A 24,552-nucleotide genomic window follows, 5' to 3' on the forward strand; every position below is an offset into this window, starting at 1 on the left:
TCAACATGGGATTATTCAATACTAAAAATAAAGCAGCCGGTAAACCTGATGGTCGCGTAGAAGGTATTGCAAAAGTGACAGGCGCCGGTAAATATGCCGCAGAATACAAAGTGGATAATATGTGCCATGCCGTATTTGCAGGCAGCACCATCGCCGCCGGTACCATCAAAAGCATTTACCTGGATAATGCCAAACAGGTGGAAGGGGTGCTGGACATTATCACTCATCTCAACAAACCTGCTGTTCCAGGCTTTGCTTCAGAAACCAAATTAAAAGAAACCCGTTTCGGTCTGCCGCTGTTTCATACGGATAAAGTGTATTTCAGAAATCAGCCGGTAGCCATGGTGGTAGCCGACACGCTGGAAAATGCTACCTACGCGGCTTCCCTGATTGAGTTCACCTACCAGGAAGATACTCCCACAGTGGACTTCAAAAAAGCACACCCATCTGTACCTCTCAAAATGCAGGGCAAAGAAAGAGGTTCGCTGGACGCCTGGAGTAATGCGCCTCAAGTGGTTGACCAGCAATACGATATCGCTGCCGAAGTGCACAACCCTATGGAAATGCATGCGACCATCGCCCACTGGACGGCAGACGATAAACTGGTGCTCTACGATAAAACACAGGGCGTGGTAAACGTACAGCGTACCATCGCCAAAATATTCGAAATCCCACAGGAAAATATTGAAGTATTCAGCGAATTTGTAGGCGGTGGCTTCGGCTCCGGACTACGGGTATGGACCAACGGAGTAGGCGCCGTCATGGCAGCTAAAGCAGTAAAACGCCCCGTAAAGCTGATGCTCACCAGGTCCCAGATGTTCTCCCTCACCGGCTACCGCCCCGCCGCATGGCAACGTGTAAAACTGGGTGCGGATAATGATGGTAAATTCCTCGGTATCCATCACCAGGGAAAAAACGGTACCTCCGTATTCGAACCATTCCAGGAAGGAATCACCTCCATCACCCGGATGGTTTATAACTTCGATAACCTGAAGGCCGAACAGTCCATCGTGCCGCTCAACCTCGGCACACCTACCTGGATGCGGGGGCCGGGCGATTGTACCGGAGCCTTTGCCGTAGAATGCGCCATCGATGAGCTGAGCTACCAGCTGAATATGGACCCGGTAGCATTGCGACTCAAAAACTTCGCGATCACACATGATCCGGAAAATAAAAAACCCTATTCCAGCAACTTCATCGACGAGTGCATCACCAAAGGCGCCGAAATGATAGACTGGAAACAACGTAAACAACAGCCGGGCGCACTTACAGAGGGCGACTGGAAAATAGGTTACGGTGTGGCAGTAGGGATGTGGGGCGCAGGCCGCGGTAATGCCAGCGCAGGCATCACCATGGAAAAAGATGGTACCATGACGGTGAAAACGGCCATGACCGACATCGGCACCGGTACCGGCACCGCTATGCAAAACATGACGCATACTTTTACCGGTATGCCAAAAGATAAAATTAAAATAGCCCTGGGACACTCTACATTGCCTACCGCAGGTAGTCAGGGTGGTAGTACAGGTTTGTCGTCTATTAGCGGCGCCGTATCAGCAGTGTGCGACGCGTTGAAAAAGCAACTGGCCGACTACGCAGCTGCAATCAACCCGGCGTACAAGGATGCAAAACCTGCTGATGTGCTGCTTTCCGCTACAGGTGTGTCTTTAAAAACGGATAAAAACGAGTTTGTATCCCTGGCGGATATCTGGCAGAAAAATAATCTCACGGACATTTCCGTGAAAGCCAGCTCAGGCCCGGGTGCAGAGCGCCAGCAGTACGCTTTCTGCTGCTCTACCGCACATTTTGTGAAGGTGCGGGTAAACACCAAAACCGGAAAAGTGAAAGTGGAAAGAGCCATATGTGTGGCAGACGGTGGTACGATCGTAAACGAGAAGCCCGCTGCTAACCAGATTTCCGGTGCGATTGTAGGTGGTATCGGTATGGCATTGATGGAAGAAATTCACGCGGATGAAAAATTGGGTAACCTGGTAGGGAACGATCTGGCAGGTTATCACTTCGCCGTAAATGCTGATGCGCCAATTATCGAGGTGGCATTTATCAATAAGCCTGATCCTTATGTGAATCCAAGTGGGGCGAAAGGTTTGGGAGAAGTGGGAATCATCGGATGTGCACCGGCGATTGCCAATGCAATTTATAATGCGACCGGTAAACGGTTGAGAGATTTGCCGATTACGCCCGATAAGGTGCTTGTATAACCTTTGCTGGTACCGGTACCTTCGGTCCCGGTACCAGCCATCGCCTTCGCCGAAGGCGAAGGTGATGGCTAATTCAAAGCTCTATATTCATTTGGCGTAATACCCACCCGCTGCTTAAACAACCGCGTAAAATGCTGCGGATATTTAAACCCTAACTCATACGCTACCTGGCTGATTGTTTTCTCAAAATCAAACACCCTTTCCTTTGCCAGTTCAATCACCTTATTCTGGATATATTCCTGGGCCGATTTACCGGTTTCCTTTTTGATCAGGTCGCCAAAATAGTTGGCGGATAAATGCAAAGTGTCCGCACAGTAACCAACTGTTGGAAGGCCCTGCTGCTGCGGCTGATCGGAGAGGAAGTAATCATGCAGCACCCGCTCAAATTTTTCTACGGTGCCTTTATTTTCATGGTCCCTCGTGATAAATTGCCGGTCATAAAACCGGTTACAGTAATGGAGGAATAATTCGATATTGGCAGTAATCAGTTTCTTACTATGATGATCGATAGCGTGCATTAATTCATATTGAATTTTTGCAAAGCAGTCCAGCACAATTTGCCGCTCTTTTTCGGACAAATGCAGCGCCTCATTTACATCATAAGAAAAGAAGGAATATTCATGTATATTTTTACCCAGTGAGGTGCCGTTTATCAGGTCGGGATGGAAAGCGAGCGACCATCCACGTGCCTGCACACCGTTTTTGGGTTGTACACCTACTACCTGCCCGGGTGCAATGAACATCAGCGTGCCTTCCTGGTAATCGTAATGACTGCGGCCATATTTCAGTTCACCGCATTTCAGCTCCTTGAGATAAACACAGTACAGGTTGAAATTAAAAGTTTGGACAGGCAGCGAATTTGCCTGTGAAAGATTAATCACGGATACCAGTGGGTGTAATGTTTCCACGCCGCGTAGCTTGTTGTACTGATCAATACTTTCCAGCTTAACGATTTCTTCCATGTGCTGCTGATTTTATACAAATTTATTGATTTCCTGGTCGAGATACCAGACACCCGTAATATTGGTAGGAAAATCCGTACTGTATGCCATTACCTTAGCGATCAGTAATTTTGGTAGCCATTGCAGTAATCGGTATACCATCCGGTAGTGCAGGCATTCCTACATTTGCATCAGTCAATTACGCCGGCACCGGGAGGCAGGGTAACTGACATCTCCCCGATATTTCAAAAAAAATTAAAACAGCAAGTCTATGAAAACAAGAAAATTAGGAAACAGTGGGCTGGAAGTATCCGCACTCGGATTAGGCTGTATGGGACTGAGTTTTGCCTACGGCACAGCGCCTGAAAAAAGTGAAAGCATCAAACTGCTGCATGCGGCAGTAGACGCCGGCATAAACTTTTTTGATACCGCAGAAGCGTATGGCCCCTACCAAAATGAGGAACTGCTGGGCGAAGCACTTGCGCCTTATCGTGATAAGGTTATTATAGCCACTAAATTTGGTTTTAAAGATGGTATACCTGACCTGGGAGTAGACAGCAGGCCGGAGAATATTATCGCCGTGGCCGATGCTGCCTTACGCCGCCTTAAGACCGACTATATCGATTTATACTATCAGCACCGGGTGGACCCGGCAGTGCCTGTAGAAGAGGTGGCCGGCACGGTGCAGGACCTGATTAAAGCCGGAAAAGTGCGTCACTGGGGTATGTCTGAGGCAGGCGTGGAATCGATTCGTAAAGCGCATGCGATACAGCCGGTAGCAGCCTTACAAAGTGAATACTCCCTCTGGTGGCGGGAGCCGGAGCAACAGATCCTGCCGCTGCTCGAAGAGCTGGGTATCGGGTTTGTGCCTTTTAGTCCGCTGGGAAGAGGTTTCCTCACCGGCGCCATCAACGAGGATACTAAATTTGATGCGAACGATTTCCGTAACCGATTGCCACGCTATGCGGAAGAAAACCGCAAGTCTAACCTGGCGCTGGTAGAGCTGCTGAAAGGCATTGCTGCCGATAAAAACGCAACACCTGCACAGATCGCACTGGCCTGGCTGCTGGCACAACGCCCATGGATAGTGCCTATCCCGGGTACTACCAAAGTGAATCGTTTGCAGGAAAACATTGGAGCGGTGGATATCACGTTGACCAGTGCGGACCTTGAAGCAATAGAAGCGGCGGCCGCTAAAATTGCCATACAGGGCGCCCGCTATCCGGAAATTTTCCAGAAAGCCGTGGGTAAATAATACCTGTCATTATTTTGCTGATAGCTGCTATCATTCATCTGACTAACAAATCCTGGGAATTATAAATATCTTTGTGGTCAGACGGGCAATCGTGTTGCCCTTGTTCTTTCCGGCGATCTCAAAGAATTAAATTATAAATTTCATTGGTTATGATACAGGTCTTTACGGGCCTGTATCTTTTTTTTAGGTATATGAATAAAAAATTATTCCCCCTGTTGTTGGGTGGTCTCGGTATTGGAATGACCGAGTTTGTCATGATGGGATTACTCCCGGATGTTGCGAAAAATCTTAAAATCAGCATACCGGTAGCGGGTCACCTTATTTCAGCGTATGCGCTGGGTGTGGTGATTGGTGCGCCTTTGCTGGTGATGATCAGCGGTAACTATCCGCCCAAGAAGATACTGATGGCGCTGATGGGCATTTTCACGGTGTTTAATGGGCTGTCTGCTTTTGCGCCGGACGAACACACGTTGCTGATTGCACGCTTTTTTGCAGGACTGCCACATGGTGCCTTCTTTGGGGTGGGTGCTATTATGGCGAGTCGCCTCGCTGAGCCGGGAAAACAGGCGCAGGCGGTAGCTACCATGTTTGCTGGCCTCACCATTGCTAATCTGGCGCTGGTGCCTATCGGTACCTGGATAGGCCATAATTTCCTGTGGCGTTATACATTTGGGTTGGTGGCTGTGATTGGACTGATCACTATTGTTTCCATAAAATTCTGGCTGCCGGCTATTCCTGCTGAGCGCAGTGAAGGGTTGAAAACGCAGTTGAAAATATTTCAGAATGCAGATGTATGGCTGGTGATACTGATTACGGCTATTGGTACCGGCGGACTTTTTTGCTGGATCAGTTACATTGCGCCGCTGATGACGGAGATTTCCGGTTTTGCTTCCTCTACAGTGCCCTGGATCATGGTGCTTGCCGGTTTCGGCATGGTGATCGGTAACTGGTTTGGTGGTAAGCTGGCGGATCGGATGTCGGCCGGAAAAGCTTGCGCATGGCTGCTTTTCGCCATGACGGTTACCTTGCTGGGCATCTTCCTGTTTTCACAATTCCGGGTGATATCCCTGTTGCTCACCTTTGTGGCTGGTGCGTTGAGTATTTCACTGGCAGCGCCCATACAGGTACTGATGATGCAGTGCGCCAAAGATGCGCAGATGCTGGGTGCCTCCATTACACAGGCCGGATTTAATATCGGTAACTCTTTAGGTGCTTTCCTCGGTGGTTTGCCGATTACTTATGGACTTACCTACAATTACCCTTCTCTGGTGGGCATGTTTATGGCCACTGGTGGTGTGGTGTTTGCGATGATGATTGTAAGGCGGCAGCGGAATAATCCTGTGCCACTGCAGCCAGTGCAGGTATTTGGACATTGATGTTGTTAATCCTGGCCTTTGGCAAAGATAACATCGGTAACTCCCCAAACCGAAGGTTGAGTGGGAGTTACCGGAATGTATAAAATTTGCAAAAGGTTGCAAATTTGCAAATGTTTGAATATTTTGTCCTCCGTTCACGTTAATAATCAGTTTTTATGAATTCGAGGAGAGATTTTATCAAACAGGCGGCCCTGGTTTCTGCAGGTGCATTATTGCTGCCTTCTATCGCCAGCGCTAAATCTGTTAAAACAGTAGGCTTACAGTTATATACCCTGCGTGACCTGCTTCCGAAAGATCCGGAAGGAGTGATCCGCAAAGTGGCGGCTATAGGCTATAAAGAAGTAGAAACTTACGGCTATAATCCTAAGACCGGCTTCTGGGGCATGCCAGCCAAACAACTGGCACAGGTGCTGAAATCAACAAAACTGGTTGCACCAAGTGGCCACGTAGGCGTTGATCCTTTCATCAGAGATGGCAATACCGATGATCTGAAAGCGAATATCGAAGCGCTGAAAACAATTGGTGCCACTTACTTCACCGTGCCTTACCTGGACGAGAGCCTCCGCCAGTCAGCCGATGATTATAAAAAAGTTGCAGAGAAACTGAATAAGGCAGCAGAGCTGTGTAAAGCCTCCGGCCTGCGTTTCGCTTACCACAACCATGACTTTGAATTCAAGCAGCATAACGGTGTAACCGGCTACAGCATCCTGCTCAAAGAAACCGATCCTAAACTGGTAAGTTTTGAACTGGATATTTTCTGGGCAGTGCATTCCGGCCAGCAACCTGATACCATCTTTGCACAACATCCGGGCAGATTCCCAATGTGGCATGTGAAGGATATGGACAAGGCTAATCCTGGTCAGAATACCGAAGTAGGAAAAGGCAGCATCGATTTTAAAGAGATCTTCACCCACGCATCCACCGCAGGTTTGAAGCATTTCTATGTAGAGCATGAAAATAACTATCAACCCGATGAGTTAGGCTCTATTGCCACCAGCTTCAACTATATCAGGAAAAATATCAAATAAGCAATTAATAAAGCCACTTCACTACCGGGAGTAACAGCCTCCCGGTAGTACGCTGTCATTCCCCTTTGTAGCATTTTCCTATTCTAACCTATTCGTTAAACTGTACACCCGTTATGATTAAGGAACAGCGATTTGATTTTATTCTGAATGAATTGAGGGAGCATGAGCAGGTAACCTATGAAATGCTGGCTGCCTCGCTGCTGGTATCGGAAGATACCATCCGCCGCGACATTGATCAGTTGTACCGCAATGGCCTGTTGTCTAAAATCCGCGGCGGTGCGATGCTGCCTTCTAAAAACCCGCTTACCTTCCGCGACCGCAGTGGTTTTCTCTGTGAACAAAAAAATATTATCGCGCTGAAAGCGATTCCCTTTCTTAAATCCGGTATGACGGTGTTTATGGACGGTGGTACTACCATATGCACTTTAGCCAAAGTACTGCCGGCGGATTTGTCCATTCGGGTGATTACCAATAACCAGCCGCTGGTGCCTATCCTGGATGCCTACAGGCATATTGAAATAATTGTACTGGGCGGCGTGTACGACCGTGGTACCGCCACCAACACCGGTACCATCACCTGTAGAGAAGCAGAGCACTACATGGCAGACCTGTACCTCATGGGTACCTGTGGCATTGATGATCAATTTGGGATTACCTGTACTATTGAGCCCGAATCACACGTGAAGAGGACGATGATGCGTCATGCACGACAAACCATGTCTCTCTCTAATCATAATATTTTACACCGGAATAAAAATTTCCGGGTATGTGCTTTTGATGAAATCGATGTGTTAATTACTGACCTGGAAAGTGATCATGCGGACCTGGATGCCTTTCGTAACCAGGGTGTGCAGCTGGTGTAGGCCAACAACGATATTTTAAAATTCCATCAATATGAAAATGAAACAAAGCGCTATTGTATTAGCCGCCCTTGCCGTTTTTACTGTATCCTGTGGTAGTCAGGGTACAGCCGATAATGAATTGACTTCCACAGAAAAGCAGGAAGGATGGGAATTGCTGTTTGATGGCAAAACCATGCATGGCTGGCATGTGTATAACATGGGCAATGTACCGTCTGCCTGGAGCGTGAAAGATGGTGCGCTGGTATGTACACAAGGCGCCGCCAAGGATGTGGGCGACCTGGTAACGGATAAGGAGTATAAAAATTACGAACTACTGTTTGACTGGAAAATCAGCAAGGAAGGCAACAGCGGTGTATTCATCAATGTGGTGGAACGCCCGGATCTGCCGGCAGCATGGGCCACGGGGCCGGAGTACCAAATACTGGAAGCCAGTCACCACGACAATGAAAATCCTAAGAAACGTTCCGGTGGTTTGTTTGCACTGTTCGCACCGGTAAATGCTGCCCCTTTAAAGGCACAGGAAGAATGGAACCAGGCGAAAATCAGGCAGGTGGATGGTAAGTTTGAGTTTTACCTGAATGGGCAATTAACGGCACAGCAGGACCTTAACTCCCAACAATGGAAGGATACGGTGGCGGCTACACATTTTAAGAACTACGCCGATTTCGGGAAGTATACCGCAGGCCACATTGCCCTGCAGGACTGGAACAAAGGCGTTTCCTTTAAGAATATTAAGATTAAGCAGTTATAAGCTCGAAGGGTGTATCAGTTCGATTTGATACACCCTGTTTTATTTTTTATTTCTGGTCAGATGTAATGTGTCCACCATTCTCCAATGGATACTATCCTGACTTACTTCATAGCTCATCTTTAGCGGCCCTTCGGGGAGCTGCCGGTAAATGAAATGTTCGTAACGTTTGTTCCCGTTTTTATCCGGGAAGGCATTATTCAGCACCAGTCCTTCTGCGGAAAATTTCCCTTTAAACTGCCGGTGACCACCAAAATTATCAAATACGAGGGCGATGATGTCGCCATTGGCTTCCACGCCCCACAGGGAGTGCGCTTTGTATTGATTGGGTGGCTGGTCGTAATGATCATAGGTTAGCCAGCAACTGTCCATGGCTATATGAAATTCAGCAGTAGCCGTTATGGGTTTGCCACTGGCAAACGTTCCCGTTCCATTGTAATAACCGGCAAAGTAATGGATGAAATCGGCAGGGAGTTTTTTTACCGGCTGTTGAGCATGGGCGGTTGTACAAAGTCCTGCAAACAGCAACATGAATAGGGGTAGTTTTCTCATAGCATTTCGTTTATACGTAGGTGTGGGTACCTGTAAAATTTAGTTTACAAGTTAGCATTTTCCGTGTAATAGGGCAGGGAATTGTTGCAGGAGGTGATAAAGGGAGATAGTGAGCCACGGGAAGGGATATATTCCCGTGGCATTAAAAACTATTTGTGTTGTGCGCACACAACGATAGAAGCCTGCGCAAGGGTGGCAAAGTGAATATTGAATCCGACCAGTGCAGGAGATACGTCTGCATTAAGTTCCAGCTTTTTGCTCAACGCATATACAGTAATCAGGTAGCGGTGCACGGGGCCGGCAGGCGGTGCGGCGCCACCATAGCCAGGTACGCCGAAGTCTGTTTTACTCTGGATAACGCCGGCGGGCATTAAATTTTTCTTCACATCGCCGGCGCCGGATTTAATTTCGTGTACATCTGCAGGGATATTGAATACAACCCAATGCCAGAAGCCACTGCCTGTGGGTGCGTCGAGGTCGTACATGGTTACGGCAAAGCTCTGGGTGCCGGCGGGAGCGTCTGTCCAGGAGAGCTGCGGCGACTGATTTTCACCGTTGTAGCCGAAGCCGTTAAAATATTGTTTGTTGGTTAACTGGCCACCCAGTTCATTGCTTTTCAGGGTAAAGTTCTGGGCATAGGCGCTAAGGCCGGCCATGGCCACCAGCAATACGGTTGCGATTAAGTGCTTCATAATATTTGCTTTTATCTGTCACAAAATTACTGGCACTATTGCGGTGTGGATGTCAGCCGGTGGTTCAAAAAATATAGCTAAAGGCTCAATGTCAGTGGGTGAGCTGGTATTGTTTAGGGGTGATGCCATGGACCTGCTTGAACGACTGCACGAAGCTGGAGAGGTTTTCGTAGCCGAGATCGTAATATACCTCGCTGGCTTTGAGGCCCTGGTTTTTCAGCATGGCGGCGGCTTTCTGCATGCGCATTTTCAGGAACCACTGCTTGGGTGAGTCGCCGAAGGTGCGGGCGAACTTACGTTTGAAGGTAGAGATGCTCATATTGCAGAGGAATGCCAGTTCTTCCACGGTGATGGCGGTTTCCAGGTGGGTGTTTACGATTTTGCGAAGTTGTGTTTCTTCATCATATTCGTTGCACAGTCCTTTGAAGTAGGAGATCAGTTGTTTGTCTTTACTGATCAGGTAAAGGAGTAATTCATGCAGTTTGAGTTCATACAGCGCAGGGTTGGCGGATGACTGCATGAGTTGCAGACTGGTAATAAAATTAGTGATGTAGGCATCTTTCCGGAATGCCACTGGTGATGGATCGGTGGTGGTGGAATGCGCATCATCAAAGGAGTGGGCCTGGAAAAACCTGATAAGCGACTGTTGGCTTACAAATAACAGCATGCAGCTGTATTTGCCGTTGTCAGCTACCTTTTCGCTCATGAGGCAGTTGCCGGCAGGCAGGAAGAAGAAGCCTTCTGCACCGAGGCGTTGCGTGCCGGTGGCATAGCTGACTGATTTTTCCCCTTCCATTAAAAAGTTAAAGAGATGCCATTCCAGCACGATACGTGCTTTCTGATTCACATTACCGGTACGATAGGGGAGTGCGAATACCTCGCCGGGGATATGGTCGATGAGTCCATGCGGGAGATACATTTCCTGGATCGTATTATTTGCCTGTCCCATGGCCTAAAAGTAGTAAAAAGGAATGGTTTATTTAAGAGGGAGAGGGTCAAAAACTGTGGGTAAAAGTTCAGGTGGGGGTAATGTGAATAGCATGAGTTTTGTGAACCGGTCGTGGACCGAAGGTCCACGACCGGTTCACATTATTTGCGGGCCTGCGGCCCGCAAATAATGAGTTAAAGCAATTTAAAATCCTTCGTAATATGGCTGAAAACGCGAATCCATAATTTTGCTGTAATTTCATTTTATCAAAATCCGCACTATGGCTAAAAAAGAACAACCTAAGATTGAACGCTCGGTAATAGATTTCCTGGAAGACGTGCGTATTAACAATAACCGGGAATGGTTCCATGCACATAAAGCCAGGTACCAGCAGGAACTCATGCACGTGGAAAATTTCGCGGAGGCGCTGTTGCAGAAAATGAATGAGCATGATGTGATTGAAACGCCTTCCGGTAAGCAGAGCCTGTATCGTATTTACCGGGATACCCGTTTCTCCAACGATAAAACTCCTTATAAAACGCATTTTAGCGGTAGCTTCAAACGCGCTACCAGGGCGCGCCGCGGCGGTTATTACTTTCAGATCGAAAAAGGAAACAGTTTTTTGGGGGGTGGTTTCTGGGGGCCAGTACCGGACGACCTGAAACTGATCCGCGATGATATTGCTTTTGATGACGCGCCGCTTCGGAAAATTATCAGCAGTAAATCATTTGTGAGCATGTTTGGAGAACTGGAAGGTGAACAGCTGAAGACTGCTCCCAAAGGCTTTCCTAACGATCATCCCGCAATTGACCTGTTACGCTATAAGCAGTTTTTGCTGCGTCGCCGGTTTACGGATGAGGAGGTGCTGCGTCCCGGTTTTTTGGAAGAAGCGAATAAAACGTTTAAGGCTATGCGTCCCTTTTTTGATTATATGAGTGAGGTGCTGAGCAGTGATGGAAATGGGGCGTAAAGTATACAAATAATATCACGTGCAGATACAGCTTGGATTAAAAGAAAACTGGCAGCAATTTACCCTTCTCGTGTTGGTAAACATGATGGTGGGTGGGATGGTAGGCCTGGAGCGAACGGTGGTACCGTTGGTGGGTACGGAGGAGTTTCGTATAGGTGCCGACATGCTGGTGTTTTCATTCATCATTGCATTTGGGGTGGTGAAAGCCTTTACCAATCTTATTTCCGGGGTACTGGCGGATAAGTATACCCGTAAGCGGGTGTTGGTGATGGGCTGGTTGTTTGGACTGCCGGTTCCGTTCATGCTGGCCTGGGGCCCTTCCTGGGCGTGGATTATAGGCGCCAATGTATTGCTGGGAATTAGTCAGGGGCTGGCATGGTCCATGACGGTGAACATGAAAATTGACCTGGTAGGGCCGAAGAAACGCGGCCTGGCGATGGGACTCAATGAGGCTGCGGGCTACGGCGCAGTAGGGCTCACTGCTCTGCTTACCGGTTATCTGGCTGCTGCGTATGGCCTCCGGCCCCAACCTTTCTATATCGGTATCGCCTATACGATCATCGGTTTGCTACTTTCCATATTTGTAATCAGGGACACGAGGGCGTATGCGGCGCTGGAATCGGCTTCGGTGGTGACCCCCGGAGAGCAGCAGCACCGGCCGGATTTGCTATGGGTATTTAAGGAAACATCGCTGAAAAACCGCAACCTCTTTGCGGTTTCGCAGGCGGGGCTGATCAATAATCTAAATGATGGGATGTCGTGGGGCGTGTTTCCATTGCTTTTTATTTCCATGGGCGTGGGTCTGGAAGGAGTCGGATGGATCAAAGCTATTTACCCGGTGGTATGGGGTGCAGGGCAGATAATTACCGGCCCGCTGGCAGATCGATTCGGTCGCAAGCCACTGATCGTATGGGGTATGTTTGTGCAGGTACTGGGGCATGTGGTGATTGGCTTTGAATGGTTCTCGCCGTTTATTTCAGGGATGGTGGGTTCCGTATTATTGGGAGCTGGTACGGCGATGGTGTACCCGGCTTTGCTGGCGGCGGTGAGCGATGCGGCGCATCCCTCATGGCGCGCTTCTTCACTGGGCGTTTACCGTTTCTGGCGGGATATGGGTTATGCGGCCGGCGCCTTGATGGCAGGAGTAGTGGCAAGTGCACTCGGCCTCCTATGGGCCGTTCATATCGCCGGATTACTGACATTACTGTCCGGCATTATTGTATGGTTAAAGATGAAAGAAACGCGGAAAAGCTGACAATCAATCTCTTTCAATATTTATCGAAAAATATTTATTATTTATCGATATTCGATAAATTTTTATCGTATATTTGGATGAGAAAAATTATTTACCATGAACGCGCTTACTTCTTCCTATACTAAAACACAACAGTTATTAAAAGTGATGTACGTATTTGCCTGGGTTGTTTTCATTGGCTTGTCCATCAACCTGGGTGCGGTGCTGGTTTGCTTTATTGTGAGCCTGATCAATCCTGCCATTGCGCCTAAGCTGATGGACTGGACGGCGATGGCAGCGTTGCAACAGCAGGATACCCTGCAATATTATAGTGTAGGCTCGCTGCTGATCGTTTTTAATTTCGTAAAGGTATTTCTGTCGCAAATAATGATACAGATTTTATCAGGTGTAAATATGCAAAGTCCGTTTACCGGAAAAACGGTGAAGCTGCTGGAAAAGATGAGTTACTTTTTCCTTAGCGCGGCTGCCATCGCGTACCTTTACAATACACAGTTAGGATATATCAGAAAGGACATGAACACCTCCCTGAATAATATATCCATTGAACAATTTTTAATACTGGGTGGACTGGTATTTATTTTATCACAGATTTTCAAAAGGGGTGTAGAAATCCAGACGGAAAACGATTTAACAGTATAGTATATGGCCATAATAGTAAACCTGGATGTGATGATGGCCAAGCGAAAAATTTCTTTGAGCGAGCTGTCGGAAAAAGTAGGATTAACCCTGGCGAACCTCTCCGTACTCAAAACCGGAAAGGCAAAAGCTATTCGCTTCTCCACGCTGGACGCCATTTGCAGGGCACTTGACTGTCAGCCGGGTGATCTGCTTGAGTTTACAAGCGATCCGATGGAAGAAGAGGAATAAACTCATTTAGCAGCATAGATTCAGATTCAGTAAAGTCCCGCAGAATAATGCGGGACTTTTTTTATGCATGCCTGAGCACCACTTTCCGATGCGCCCTGCCCCAGTTAATCATCTCCTGGATAATGTTCCCAAAGGTGCGGCAATAGGGTGTGGGCTCGTATGTAACGAGTACCGGCGTTTCGTCGTACACGGTTCTTACCAGCAGCTTGTTCATTTCCATCTCTTTGAGTTCTTTCGAAAGCATACGGGTGGTGATGCCCGGAATGCTGCGCTCAATCTCACGGAAACGCCTGTTGCCATTACAAAGGGAGTTGATGATTGGTACCCGCCATTTGCCCCCGATGAAGTAAAGCGTGTCTTGTAATGCCATCAATTCTTCGGTCTGATTTCTCTCCATAACAGAAAATTTTACTGGTATACTCAGTGATACTGGTTACAAAAGTATACCATTTTGCCTATAATTTTGAGGAAAATTTAAAAGCATGAAAAAGTTAACAGGAAAAACGGCGTTAGTCACCGGCGGAAACAGCGGAATAGGATATGCAGCAGCACAGGAATTGGTGGCACAGGGAGCAACAGTAATTATCACCGGCAGGAGAGTAGCGGCCTTGTCAAAGGCAGCCGCCGAAATAGGCGCCGCCTACTTCGTAGCTGATCAGTCCAGCATGGATGATATCAACACCCTGGTAGCAGCAGTAAAAAAGCAATATGGCCAGCTCGATATTCTCTTCGTTAACGCTGGCATCACCGGCAACCAAATGCTGATAGCGGATGCCACGGAAGAAAATTTTGACCAGGTGATGAACATCAACTTCAAAGGTGCCTACTTCACCCTGAGCAAATTTGTACCGGTACTGGCAGATGGGGCATCTGTGGTGATGTTATCTTCTATAGTAGCCAATATGTACAAGCCCATGAGCTCTATGTACCAGGCCAGCAAGGCAGCCTTGAACTCTATAGCGAAAACAGCAGCTGCTGAACTGGCGGCAAGAAAAATTCGGGTAAACATTGTGAGTCCTGGCCCTACCAGAACAGAAGTACTCACCAAAACCGGAGCAGACCAGCAGGCGGTAGAAGCCATCTACGAACATCTGGAGAGTATTATTCCACTGCGTCAGATCGGCACTGCCGGCGATGTGGCTAAAATGGTGGCCTACCTCTGTGATGATGCCGCCGGATTTATTACCGGGGCCGAATTTGTGATTGATGGCGGGTTAACGATATAGTAAAAAGCGGTGGTATCTAAACTGATACAACCGCTTTATTTTATTTAGATGATGTTACTTTTTTCTCCAGCTCCTCTACGCGCTTCATTAGCAGATTATTCACGCTTTTTTGTTCACCCAGGTAAAGTGTGAGCTCTTCAATTTTACGCAATAAAAGCATATTGATGTTGCCCAGATCATGCCCTTCCTTCTCAATGGTTTCTGCGGAGGGTACATCCTGCAAGTGTTTATGTGTTTTAGCATAAGCGATGGCAGAATCAAGATCAGGCAGTCTGTAGTCGGAATGAAATACGTAATCCGGCCATTCTGCAGCGTTCTGCGTTACTTTAACCTTTTGTGCCGTAATCGTTCCTTTCACAGCCAGCTGACTTCTGGGTCTTTCCGTCCAGATACCTACAAAACCACTGCTGTCATCAACAACCACGGGATTTTGCGTCCCGCCAAAGCCATAAACACCAGGTCGGGCCCGCTCATCCGTATTCAGCGTCATTTGCGGTGGATGGGCATCTGCAATAGGTTTATCAATGGCAGTAATAAAAATCGCACTGATACGGGTTGCTAAATTGTAGGCGCCCGTACAGCCTATTGTTTTAGCCTCCAGCCGCCAATAATGGTTTCCGCCCGATCCTGGGGGGCGATTCTGGATATTCCATTGTTCTGTAGTGTTAGGAATCTGTACCCATTTCATGGAACCTTCAAATACCTGCCCCCAGTCGTTACCACACACAACTTCTGCTCCTGGTCTTGAGGGTTGCCATTCATACCAGAACCGAAAATGCACATTACCGCATCCGGGATAGTTATCCGCACTTTTGATTAACAGGTAGTACTCACGGCTATAGCCAGCCGGAACAGGATCTCCAAACATGCTTTCAATAGGGGTATACATGGTTTTGGTAACCACTCTCCACGGATCATCCGGGTGTAAGACTACTGCTCCTTCTTCGTGGCCATAAATCTGCACCGGGGCCCGATAAATATGTGCCTGCGCGCCTGCTTTTAATGTTGCCAGGCATAGCAACAGGAAAACAAAACATTTCAATTTAACCGACATAGGGATTGCTTTAGATCAGTTGCGAAAATACACCATAACAGATAAGCTGGAAATGATTTTTCTCAAAATGGTCAACTGCCTGCCGTAGATGAACATAAATCCTGCAGCCTTGTTATCTAGATACCCCCAATCCAATTTTCAACCTCCAGATTACCCCGTCATGAAACAAGTATCATTGTTATTATTCCTCCTCCTTTCCGCCTGCGGAAAATCAGAGCGCCAGGATGTAGATTGCCCCGGCGAATCCAATGCGGTGAAATTTGACTACGTCACTGATCCGGCCAATTCCCGTAAAGTGGACTACACCATCAGTTACACCGGTGACATCAGTATTACCTCCATTACTTTTGATTATGGAGATGGTAAAACCGAAAGCCTGTCGGTGCTTACGGGCTCGCATACCTACGCGCAGCCGGGCGTCTATATTGTTAAAGCAACACTTACGCTGCAAAACAGTACCGGGGTAATTTGTGCCATTACTCCGGCAAAGCGTGTTACGATTTTCTAACGCTGATGATAGATCTCTTCCATTTGCTCCCAGGTTTCCCCTTTGGCCGCAGCATCGGGTAATGGTGCCTGTAAGGGCGCCGTTTCCTTCCACCATCGCTGTGTGGCAGTATCTGCGGCCATTGCAGCCATGTCAGCTGCGTAATCACTGCCGGTATATTCCCAGTAGCTGAATAAATACGGCTTACCGTCGATCTCCTTGAAGTAAATCGAATAATTGGTGATGTGGCATTCCCTGATTTTTTCAGATACGGCCGGCCACACCGCTGCATGCAGTTTTTTGTAGTAGGCTACTTTCTCCGGTTTCAGGCCGGTAATCATGCCATAGCGGGTACCTGTTTTGGAACTGCAGGCTGCTAATATCAGCAGGCAGCAAAGCTGCGCATAGAAGCGTATTTTCATTTTATGACGGGTAGTTTTTCTGTATTGGCAGTGGTTTCCAGCTCAATGATGTATTCCAGCTGTCCTCTTTTGTTCGCCGGCAACTGCACCGTAAACTGCTGATCCTGCTCTGTTATAGTTACCGCATTCCCATTCAGTAGTCGGGCACTAACAATCTTCACATCAGGTATACTTTTTAATGTCAGTTGTGCTGTATCCGTTTTTAAAACATGTAGGTAGATGCTATTGCCTTTCCTGGTAGTGGCATAGGCAGGGGTAGGTTCGTAAGGCCCTCCCAGTGTGTTATATACCGCTTTCCCATTTACTTTCAGCCAATCACCTATCTCCTGTAAACGCTTCACCTGGCGGGATTCGATTCTGCCGTCCGGCATAGGACCTACGTTAAGCAACAGGTTACCATTGCCACCGGCAGTGCGGCTAAGGATGGACAGACACTGTTCCAGCGACTGCATCTTATCATTCGGTTTCCAGGCCCATTGTTTACAAAGGGTGAAGCAGCTTTCCCAGGGTGTGGTCATATTCAGGCGTCCTACCACCTGCTCGGGTGTGTCGTAATCACCTACCATCTTATCTGCGTCAATAGCCTTGTTTTTCGTGGCGGCAAATTCTTTACCCAGGCGGTTGTTGGTGATAATGTCCGGTTTCAGCTGATGCAAATAGGCATAGAGCTCTTTACCCATTTCGTCGGTCCATGGACTTTCCCACTGACCATCAAACCAGAGCATATAAGGATCATAATTGGTGATCAGCTCTTTCAGCTGATTTTTCATATAGGTGAGATATCGTTGCATATCCGACTTCGGATCTATCGTGTTATTGTGCGCCGAATGGATGGGGTAATCCGGATGATGCCAGTCCAGCACAGAATAGTAAATGCAGAATTTGATTCCCTGCTTTTTACAGGCCTTTTGCAACGCCCCTACAATATCTTTTTTATACGGTGTATTTGCAATGCTATAGGTAGTGAATTTTGAAGGCCACAAACAAAACCCGTCATGGTGGCGGGCAGTGATGGTCAGGTATTTCATGCCGGCATCCCTGGCAGCTTTTACCCACTCGTCCGCATTAAACAACACCGGATTAAATTCTTTATACAAATTATCATAATCCTCTTTGGATACTTCCCTGTCGCGACTCCATCCAATTTCAGTACCTCTCAGGGAAACAGGTCCCCAATGGATGAACATGCCGAATCGGTCGCCCATGAAATTTTTCAGTGCCATATCCTTCGTTTGCGCATACACGTTAGTGATGGCTAACAGGAAAAGCACCCCTATAAATTTAATTTTCTTCATTGTACGTGAGATTAATAATTATCGAAAAAGAAAATACAATACTGCCATGATCAGCAGAAGTCCGCCGGAGAGTACTTTGTAGTTGGCTAAGCCCTGCCAGCCCGGAATCCGCAGTGGTGCCGCAAAAGAATGCCAGTAAAGCTGCTTGCTTTGCTCCGTATGTACCACCGGGTAGCAATAGGATAAAATTACCTGGAAAACCAAACAGCCTGCAAACAGGTAAAATGCCATCATCATAAATGGAATATTCCCGATGAAAGAATGGCTGCCGCCTAATTTACTGGCTGCGAAAACCACTATGCCCGCCAGTGAACCCCACCAGAGTGTGTATTGGGCCGACTTAGCAGAAGCCTTTTTCCAGAATATGCCCGTCAGGAAAACGCAGGTAATGGGTGGTGCGATATGTGCAATCACATCGTTGATGCCTTCAAACAGGCTGGTGTACCTGTTCAGCAGCGGCAGCAGCAGGAGCGATACTGCCAGCGCAATAGCGGCGGACCAGCGACCAGCTGTTACCAGGCTTTTATCTGTAGCCGTAGGCTTAATACGCTTGTAAATATCATAACTGGCAAGGGTACTGATAGAATTGAGTGCACCAGCAATCTGGCTCATCAAACCTGACAACAGTGCTGCGATAAGTATGCCTACCAGTCCTTTAGGAAGCAGCTGCGTGATCATGAGGGTGTAAATTCCCTTGGAATCCGGTACCATATGATCTCCCTGCTGAATCATGGGAAGGCCGGAAATATCCAGTGTACCGGATTTGTACAGCACATAGGCAAACAGGCCAGGCATAACGAAAATAAACACCGGCAATAACTTAATATACCCGCAAAAGATGGCGCCCGTTTTGGCGTGGTTTTCATCCTTTGCACCCAGCGCCCGCTGTACGATGGTTTGATCTGCGCACCAGTACCAGATGCCGAGCACGGGATATCCTAAGAACACCGCTATCCAGCTGAGGCCACTGGCATCACCTATGGGCCGTATCATGCTGAGACGGTTCATCTCTCCCTCACCTGATAAAACATGGGTCAGTGGTTGCCAGCCGCCTACCTTTTGCCACGAAAACCAGGTAATGATCAGCGCCCCTGCCAGAAGTACAATGCTCTGGATCGTTTCCGTTACCACCACTGCACGCAGTCCGCCAATAATAGTGTAAAGGCCGGTCACCAGGGCAATCAGACCGATACTAACGTACATGTTTATCCCAAAAAGTGTTTCCAGTACAATGCCTCCCGCCAGGAAAGAAAATGCAATATGAATTACGATGGCTGATAGAATGGATACAAAGGCGAGCCAATCGCGACACGCCCTATTATAGCGCTTTTCCAGGAAATCCGGCAAGGTGGAAATACCTGAGCGGATATAAAATGGAATGAAGAACAAGGCTAGCAGGATCAGCGTAAATGCTGCCATCCATTCAAAATTTCCGTTGAGTAGACCGGAGTCAAACCCGCTTTGGGCAAGACTAACCAGGTGCAAACAGGAAATGTTGCTGGCAAACAGAGCCAAGCCGATCATTGGCCACTTCAAATTTTTTCCTGCCAGGAAATACTCTTCACTACTGCTGCTTTCCCGCTTTTTCTTCGGAATCCATAATCCGATGGTAACGATCAGCAATATATACAGGATACTGATGGTGATGTCTGTTACTGAAATCATCCGTTATAATGTTGTGTGATCAATTATGCGGGTACCAGGTCGCAGCTGCTGCCGGCTTCTAACGGTGTTACATATACGCCGTTTTCAATTTTCACCGGTTGTTTAAAATAGGGTTTAAGGTGTGGAATATGTTCCAAAAACAATGCCTCATGGCCCATGGCTATATGGTTGAAGAGTACCAGGTGCTGGTGCAGTTGTCCCATATCACCTACGTGCGGTACCACCGGTACGCCGAATTTTTTGCATAGGAGGCTAACGGTGATAAACTCACTCACCCCGCCAACCCGCACCGCGTCTACCTGCATAAAGGACGCGCAGCCCGTCTGCAAATAATTTTTGAATAGAATTCGGTTGGGTACATGTTCTCCCAGCGCGAGTTTCAAAGGTGCTATTTGTTTGGCCAGTGTTTGATGTGCAAGGATGTCGTCCGGATGGGTAGGTTCCTCAATCCAGTAGGGGTTCATCTGTTGCAGCTGCTGACAGATAGCGATTGCCTGCGGTAATGTCCACTGCTGATTGGCGTCGAGCATTACTTTTCTATCGCCTCCGGCCACTTCTCTTACAATGTTGGCACGTTCAATATCCCGTGCGGCATCGGTGGCGCCTACTTTCAGCTTCATGGCATTAAAGCCGGCATCAATCGCTTTTTTACAGTTTTCGCGCACCTGTTCGTTGTTATAGTTAAACCAGCCTACAGAGGTATCATAGCCGGGGTAGCCTTCCGTCAGGATTTTTGTCCGTTCGTTTTTGGTGGCCTGTTGCTGTTGCAGTATGTCAATGGCCTCTTCACGCGTAAGCACGTCTTCGAGGTAGGAGAGATCGAGGGTATTAACGATTTCCTCCGGTGACAAGTCAATGAGTAATTTCCAGAGCGGCACCTGCTTTTGTTTTGCCCACAGGTCGAAGCAGGCGTTGGTAACGCTGGCGAGGCCCAGGTGTACAATACCTTTGTGGGGCCCCAGCCATCTGAACTGCTGTTCGTTTGCAGCGTTTTTGAACCAGCTGCCAAAGTCGGCCATTAATTCATCCACGTTTCTGCCTACCAGGGTGTCGGCATAAAATTTCGCGGCGCCGCATACCAGCTCGTTGCCGGCGCCTACGGTAAAGGCGAGGCCACTGGAGGTGGTGTGATGTTCATCGGTGAGTTGCGTTACGGCATAGGAGTATACCGGGTCTCTGTGCACGGCATCGCTGCCGGCGCCTTTGGCGAGTGCAAACCGCCGGTCGCTGATATTTACTTTTGCGATCATTTATTTAAGGAATATGTTGCTTTAAAGAATGGTACGGTAGCCCAGTTCAGCGCCTCCGCTTACGGGCATGATGCAGCCGGTGATAAAGCGGGCGGCATTGCTCAGCAGGAACACTGCCGTATCGGCGATTACATCCCCTTCAGGCATTTTGCCGAGCGGGTGTAGGTGATCCAGGTATTGTTGGATTTTTTCATGGCCTGGCTGGGCCTTGCTCCAGGCTTCTAAAGCCTCGGTTTTAATGGCGGCCGGACTAATGGCATTCACGCGGACACCCAAAGGGGCGTAGTCTAGTGCCATGGCTTTGGTGAGAGCGTTTACTCCCCCTTTGGTGGCCACGTAGGCAGCGTGGTTGTCCTGCCCAATGTCGCCCACCATGGAACTGGTATTTAACAGGCAGCCTTTTGTTTCTATGAGATGTTGGATACCGTGGCGAACAGTGTACAGGATGCTTTTCAGGTTCACCTTAAACAGGAGGTCCCATTCGTCGTCTGTAGTTTCATGTAAAGGCCTGGATGGATGGGTGATGCCGGCGTTATTATGTATGGCATCGAGCCGGCCATGGGTTGCAATCACCTGCGCAATGGCAGTTTTTACCTCTGCTTCGTTGCTCACATCGCATCGTATAAATAGATGGCCGTGGCCGGGTAATGCTTCTGCAGCCGACTGTTTGTCGGCAATGCAAACGGTGGCTCCATTAGCGGCATAGGCCTGTGCACATGCCCGGCCAATGCCAGCGCTGCCCCCGGTAAGTAATATAATTTTGTTATGTAGCATGCGAAAAAATAATAACGTGAAACAGATACGAAAGTATTTACTTAATGCATGCAGATTTACACTTTAAATGATGATTATTGGGCTTATATTAGCATTAGTAATAGGAGAGGGTTTAAATTGTGCTAATATGAAGCCTGTATATGCCAAAGTGTTGGAAGGCCTGGAAAACGAGGTGTTTACCACCCGGTTGATAGAGCGTCCATTTTTTACCACGGAATTTCATTTTCATGCGGAGTGCCAGATGACGTATATCGTGCAGAGTGCGGGGCATAAGGTGGTAGGCGATTGTGTGGAGAATTTTGAGCCGGGAGAGCTGACGCTGCTGGGGCCTGATATTCCGCATGTTTGGTATAACCGTACCCGTGAGGTTAGCGATGCTATGCCGGCAAAATCAGTGGCTTTGTTTTTTCATGCGGAAAAGCTGTATGAATTGTTATCGCCCTTTTTCAGCGTTAAAAAATTAGCGGCCTTCCTGGATCAGGCAAGGCGTGGTATTAAGTTTTACGGCCAAACGAAGGAACGCCTGAAACACTTGCTGCTGACTATGGCAGGTCAGCCTGCCGGGCCTGCAAAGTTGATTTCATTACTGGAAGTGCTACAGGTGGTAACCGCTACCACTGAATATGAATTGCTGGCCGGCGCAGGCTACGTAAACACTTATTCCAACAAGGACAATGAAAAAATGGACCGGGTATTCAGGTACATTTTCGCTAATTTTTCCGGCACGGTTAGTCTGAGCGAGGCCGCCGATCTGGCCTTCATGAATAAGCAGGCTTTCTGCCGGTATTTTAAAAGTCGCACCCAAAAAACCTTCGTGGATTTTGTAAATGAAGTGCGCATTGCACATGCCTGTAAGCTCATTGCGGCCGACCAGCTTCCCATCGGTGTGATTGCTGCCGAATGCGGGTTTAACACGCTCACTAATTTCAACCGCTATTTCAGGAAAATAAAGGGGATGCCGCCCCGGGACTACAGGGTAAAGCTGGTGGAATAGCAGGAGGTAATTAATCTTGTCCTGAAGGGATTAGTTTTGTAGCTTGCAGTATAACATTCAACCAATTCTGCTAAATGCAGCACTGATTTATGAGAAAACTAGTTTTGTTTGTACTGCTCGCCTTTCAGTTGCCGGCAGTTACAACTGTAGCCCAAACCAAACCTACGCCGGCAACCGATAGTCTGAAAATCTATAACAGGATGCTCCAACCCCGCGAAATGCAGGCAGACCTGAAGCTATTCCGCGATATCCGCGAAAAAGCCAATTCAGGGCTGTATCGGTATCATTCCAAAAAGGAGATAGACAGCATTTATAAGTGGGCTTATTCCGCTATTAAACAGCCTTTGCCGGTCACAGGATTTTTTAAGATCATCCTGCAGCTGACTGACTTTGAAGGCAGCTGCCATAACTACACTGAGGTGGGTACGGACCTGTTCCGGTACCTTAATCAGTCGCAGGGCTTTTTCCCGTACGACCTGAAGTACCTGGAAGGTAAGATCATCTTCAACCAGCAGCTACCAGAAATTCCTGCCGGCTCCCGCATCCTGAGTATCAACGGTGTGGCGGATACGGCCCTGATGAAGTCGTTTTATAAATACCTTACCGGCGACGGCTATACGATAACACAGAAGTTATCCGGTAGTGTGAGTCGCGCCTATGGCGTGCGTTACCTGCTGGAATACGGCGTGCAGGACCACTTTGCGCTCACCTTCACACCGCCTTATTCCAACGAGGTGAAAACGGCTACCCTGCCGGCAGTTACCCTGGAAAAAAGGAAGCAAAACCTGGTAGGCCGTTTCAGTGCCAGGGTGGACAGTATCACTGATTATAACGTACAACCTAAATACAGCTTCCGCATGCTGGATGATAAAACAGGGTTGCTTAACTTCCGTATTTTCAGTATGGCTTACGGCAGCGATGACCCGGTATTTCCGGTGTATGCCAAATGGGTGGACAGCATCTTCCAGCAGCTGGATAAACAGGCCGTTCCAAACCTGGTTATAGATATAAGAAGCAATCCTGGTGGGAGCGACCCTACCTTCGAGCAACCGATGATGTACCTGACAGATCATGACTTCAAGGAAAATGCAGCTGCCTATATTTCCTTTAACAGGGATGAAATACCTTATCAGCAGTATTTCTGGGGAGTAAGCACCAGCCATAAGTATACAGCCGATGAAATAAAAGCCGGCCTGGCATACCTGAAGGAAACCTACCTGCCTTATAAAGACGGTAAGAGCATGCAAAACCCGAACATCAACCCGGTATACCATCCTAAGCAACCGGCCTACAAAGGACAGCTGTATTTGCTGATAGATGAAAATACCGCTTCTGCGGCGTCGCACCTGGCCTCACTGGTACGGGCATACGCCAGGAATGTCACCATTGTGGGCGTGGAAACAGTAGGTGGTTATTACTACCATAACGGACATGCACCATTGGTTTATGAACTGCCAAATTCAAAGATTAAAACCCAGTTCTCCATCGTGGCGGTGACCCAGGATGCGCCGGTAAAACCTAATCAGCCGGAAGGCCGTGGTACCATGCCGGATCATGAAGTATGGCCGGCATACAGCGATTTTATGGCCGGAAAAGATACCCAGATGGAGTATGTACTGAAACTGATCCGCGAAAAAAAATAAATCAACTTTCATAAGATGTTAGGCAATCCTCACCTTAGTGGTGGGGAT

General features: G+C 48.0%; 25 protein-coding genes. 14 read left to right on the plus strand and 11 right to left on the minus strand.

Annotated elements, in window-relative coordinates; all coding sequences use genetic code 11:
* Positions 1-5 precede the first annotated feature (5 nt).
* Positions 6-2,219, plus strand: a complete 2,214-nt coding sequence (locus tag BUB18_RS25125) for a xanthine dehydrogenase family protein molybdopterin-binding subunit (RefSeq protein WP_073086419.1) — start codon at positions 6-8, stop codon at positions 2,217-2,219.
* A gap of 68 nt (positions 2,220-2,287) precedes the next feature.
* Here the strand turns inward: BUB18_RS25125 and BUB18_RS25130 are convergent, their stop codons facing one another.
* On the minus strand, positions 2,288-3,181 hold the full coding sequence (locus BUB18_RS25130) for a helix-turn-helix domain-containing protein (protein WP_073086422.1): 894 nt from the start codon (positions 3,179-3,181) through the stop codon (positions 2,288-2,290).
* A 250-nt stretch (positions 3,182-3,431) separates the two neighbouring features.
* On the opposite strand from BUB18_RS25130, the gene BUB18_RS25135 reads away from it, so the two are divergent.
* The 5 genes from BUB18_RS25135 (at position 3,432) to BUB18_RS25155 (ending at position 8,433) form a co-directional block, all read left to right on the plus strand.
* Positions 3,432-4,415 (plus strand): aldo/keto reductase, encoded by a 984-nt coding sequence (locus tag BUB18_RS25135; protein ID WP_073086424.1) that lies wholly within the window; start codon positions 3,432-3,434, stop codon positions 4,413-4,415.
* A gap of 191 nt (positions 4,416-4,606) precedes the next feature.
* Positions 4,607-5,791 carry an MFS transporter gene (locus BUB18_RS25140; protein WP_073086522.1) on the plus strand — a complete coding sequence of 395 codons (1,185 nt, stop codon included), beginning with the start codon at positions 4,607-4,609 and terminating at the stop codon, positions 5,789-5,791.
* A gap of 155 nt (positions 5,792-5,946) precedes the next feature.
* Positions 5,947-6,819, plus strand: coding sequence for a sugar phosphate isomerase/epimerase family protein (locus tag BUB18_RS25145; protein WP_073086426.1), 873 nt, complete (start codon positions 5,947-5,949; stop codon positions 6,817-6,819).
* Between the two features lie 113 nt (positions 6,820-6,932).
* On the plus strand, positions 6,933-7,682 hold the full coding sequence (locus tag BUB18_RS25150) for a DeoR/GlpR family DNA-binding transcription regulator (protein WP_073086428.1): 750 nt from the start codon (positions 6,933-6,935) through the stop codon (positions 7,680-7,682).
* A gap of 31 nt (positions 7,683-7,713) precedes the next feature.
* Entirely contained in the window at positions 7,714-8,433 is a 720-nt protein-coding gene (locus tag BUB18_RS25155) for a 3-keto-disaccharide hydrolase (RefSeq protein ID WP_245805734.1), read from the plus strand.
* Positions 8,434-8,472: 39 nt separating this feature from the next.
* Here the strand turns inward: BUB18_RS25155 and BUB18_RS25160 are convergent, their stop codons facing one another.
* From BUB18_RS25160 to BUB18_RS25170, 3 genes are all read right to left on the minus strand, one after another.
* Entirely contained in the window at positions 8,473-8,982 is a 510-nt protein-coding gene (locus BUB18_RS25160; protein WP_143160096.1) for a hypothetical protein, read from the minus strand.
* Positions 8,983-9,131: 149 nt separating this feature from the next.
* Positions 9,132-9,674 carry a YbhB/YbcL family Raf kinase inhibitor-like protein gene (locus BUB18_RS25165; RefSeq protein WP_073086432.1) on the minus strand — a complete coding sequence of 181 codons (543 nt, stop codon included), beginning with the start codon at positions 9,672-9,674 and terminating at the stop codon, positions 9,132-9,134.
* Between the two features lie 91 nt (positions 9,675-9,765).
* Complete coding sequence (locus BUB18_RS25170; protein ID WP_083550748.1) at positions 9,766-10,623, minus strand: helix-turn-helix domain-containing protein; 858 nt, start codon at positions 10,621-10,623, stop codon at positions 9,766-9,768.
* Positions 10,624-10,882: 259 nt separating this feature from the next.
* On the opposite strand from BUB18_RS25170, the gene BUB18_RS25175 reads away from it, so the two are divergent.
* The 4 genes from BUB18_RS25175 to BUB18_RS25190 all read left to right on the plus strand — a co-directional run bounded on the left by BUB18_RS25175 (position 10,883) and on the right by BUB18_RS25190 (position 13,694).
* On the plus strand, positions 10,883-11,572 hold the full coding sequence (locus BUB18_RS25175) for a DUF2461 domain-containing protein (RefSeq protein WP_073086434.1): 690 nt from the start codon (positions 10,883-10,885) through the stop codon (positions 11,570-11,572).
* Positions 11,573-11,591: 19 nt separating this feature from the next.
* Positions 11,592-12,827, plus strand: a complete 1,236-nt coding sequence (locus BUB18_RS25180) for an MFS transporter (RefSeq protein WP_073086436.1) — start codon at positions 11,592-11,594, stop codon at positions 12,825-12,827.
* A gap of 96 nt (positions 12,828-12,923) precedes the next feature.
* Positions 12,924-13,466: a DUF2975 domain-containing protein gene (locus BUB18_RS25185; RefSeq protein ID WP_073086439.1), complete on the plus strand. Its 543-nt coding sequence runs from the start codon at positions 12,924-12,926 to the stop codon at positions 13,464-13,466.
* 3 nt (positions 13,467-13,469) lie between these two features.
* Positions 13,470-13,694, plus strand: coding sequence for a helix-turn-helix domain-containing protein (locus tag BUB18_RS25190; RefSeq protein WP_073086441.1), 225 nt, complete (start codon positions 13,470-13,472; stop codon positions 13,692-13,694).
* 61 nt (positions 13,695-13,755) lie between these two features.
* Here BUB18_RS25190 and BUB18_RS25195 read toward each other — a convergent pair whose 3' ends face one another.
* Positions 13,756-14,091, minus strand: a complete 336-nt coding sequence (locus BUB18_RS25195; RefSeq protein WP_073086443.1) for a winged helix-turn-helix transcriptional regulator — start codon at positions 14,089-14,091, stop codon at positions 13,756-13,758.
* Positions 14,092-14,176: 85 nt separating this feature from the next.
* Here BUB18_RS25195 and BUB18_RS25200 point away from each other — a divergent pair, with 85 nt between their 5' ends.
* Complete coding sequence (locus tag BUB18_RS25200) at positions 14,177-14,920, plus strand: SDR family oxidoreductase (protein WP_073086445.1); 744 nt, start codon at positions 14,177-14,179, stop codon at positions 14,918-14,920.
* Between the two features lie 40 nt (positions 14,921-14,960).
* Here the strand turns inward: BUB18_RS25200 and BUB18_RS25205 are convergent, their stop codons facing one another.
* A complete protein-coding gene (locus tag BUB18_RS25205; protein WP_073086448.1) occupies positions 14,961-15,974 on the minus strand; it encodes a hypothetical protein in 1,014 nt (337 codons plus the stop codon).
* Between the two features lie 160 nt (positions 15,975-16,134).
* On the opposite strand from BUB18_RS25205, the gene BUB18_RS25210 reads away from it, so the two are divergent.
* The gene (locus tag BUB18_RS25210) at positions 16,135-16,482 is read left to right on the plus strand and encodes a PKD domain-containing protein (protein ID WP_073086450.1); all 348 of its coding nucleotides are present in this window, start codon (positions 16,135-16,137) and stop codon (positions 16,480-16,482) included.
* On the opposite strand, the gene BUB18_RS25215 is transcribed toward BUB18_RS25210, so the two are convergent.
* Genes BUB18_RS25215 through BUB18_RS25235 form a run of 5 tightly spaced genes read right to left on the minus strand, consistent with a single transcriptional unit; the run spans position 16,479 to position 21,867 of the window.
* Positions 16,479-16,883 carry an L-rhamnose mutarotase gene (locus BUB18_RS25215; RefSeq protein ID WP_083550751.1) on the minus strand — a complete coding sequence of 135 codons (405 nt, stop codon included), beginning with the start codon at positions 16,881-16,883 and terminating at the stop codon, positions 16,479-16,481. The two genes, BUB18_RS25210 and BUB18_RS25215, sit on opposite strands and share 4 nt — an antisense overlap.
* Positions 16,880-18,178, minus strand: coding sequence for an alpha-L-fucosidase (locus tag BUB18_RS25220; RefSeq protein WP_073086452.1), 1,299 nt, complete (start codon positions 18,176-18,178; stop codon positions 16,880-16,882). The genes BUB18_RS25215 and BUB18_RS25220 overlap by 4 nt, the downstream gene beginning before the upstream one ends.
* Positions 18,179-18,196: 18 nt before the next feature.
* Positions 18,197-19,843: a sodium:solute symporter gene (locus BUB18_RS25225; protein WP_073086454.1), complete on the minus strand. Its 1,647-nt coding sequence runs from the start codon at positions 19,841-19,843 to the stop codon at positions 18,197-18,199.
* A gap of 23 nt (positions 19,844-19,866) precedes the next feature.
* Complete coding sequence (locus tag BUB18_RS25230) at positions 19,867-21,093, minus strand: enolase C-terminal domain-like protein (RefSeq protein ID WP_073086456.1); 1,227 nt, start codon at positions 21,091-21,093, stop codon at positions 19,867-19,869.
* A gap of 21 nt (positions 21,094-21,114) precedes the next feature.
* Positions 21,115-21,867 (minus strand): SDR family NAD(P)-dependent oxidoreductase, encoded by a 753-nt coding sequence (locus BUB18_RS25235; protein WP_073086458.1) that lies wholly within the window; start codon positions 21,865-21,867, stop codon positions 21,115-21,117.
* A 127-nt stretch (positions 21,868-21,994) separates the two neighbouring features.
* Between BUB18_RS25235 and BUB18_RS25240 the strand changes: the two genes are divergently transcribed.
* Both BUB18_RS25240 and BUB18_RS25245 read left to right on the plus strand, forming a co-directional pair.
* Positions 21,995-22,861, plus strand: a complete 867-nt coding sequence (locus BUB18_RS25240; RefSeq protein ID WP_073086460.1) for an AraC family transcriptional regulator — start codon at positions 21,995-21,997, stop codon at positions 22,859-22,861.
* 89 nt (positions 22,862-22,950) lie between these two features.
* Positions 22,951-24,504 (plus strand): S41 family peptidase, encoded by a 1,554-nt coding sequence (locus BUB18_RS25245; protein WP_083550754.1) that lies wholly within the window; start codon positions 22,951-22,953, stop codon positions 24,502-24,504.
* Positions 24,505-24,552 lie beyond the last annotated feature (48 nt).

This window comes from Chitinophaga jiangningensis (assembly GCF_900142605.1).
Taxonomy (GTDB): Bacteria; Bacteroidota; Bacteroidia; order Chitinophagales; family Chitinophagaceae; genus Chitinophaga; species Chitinophaga jiangningensis.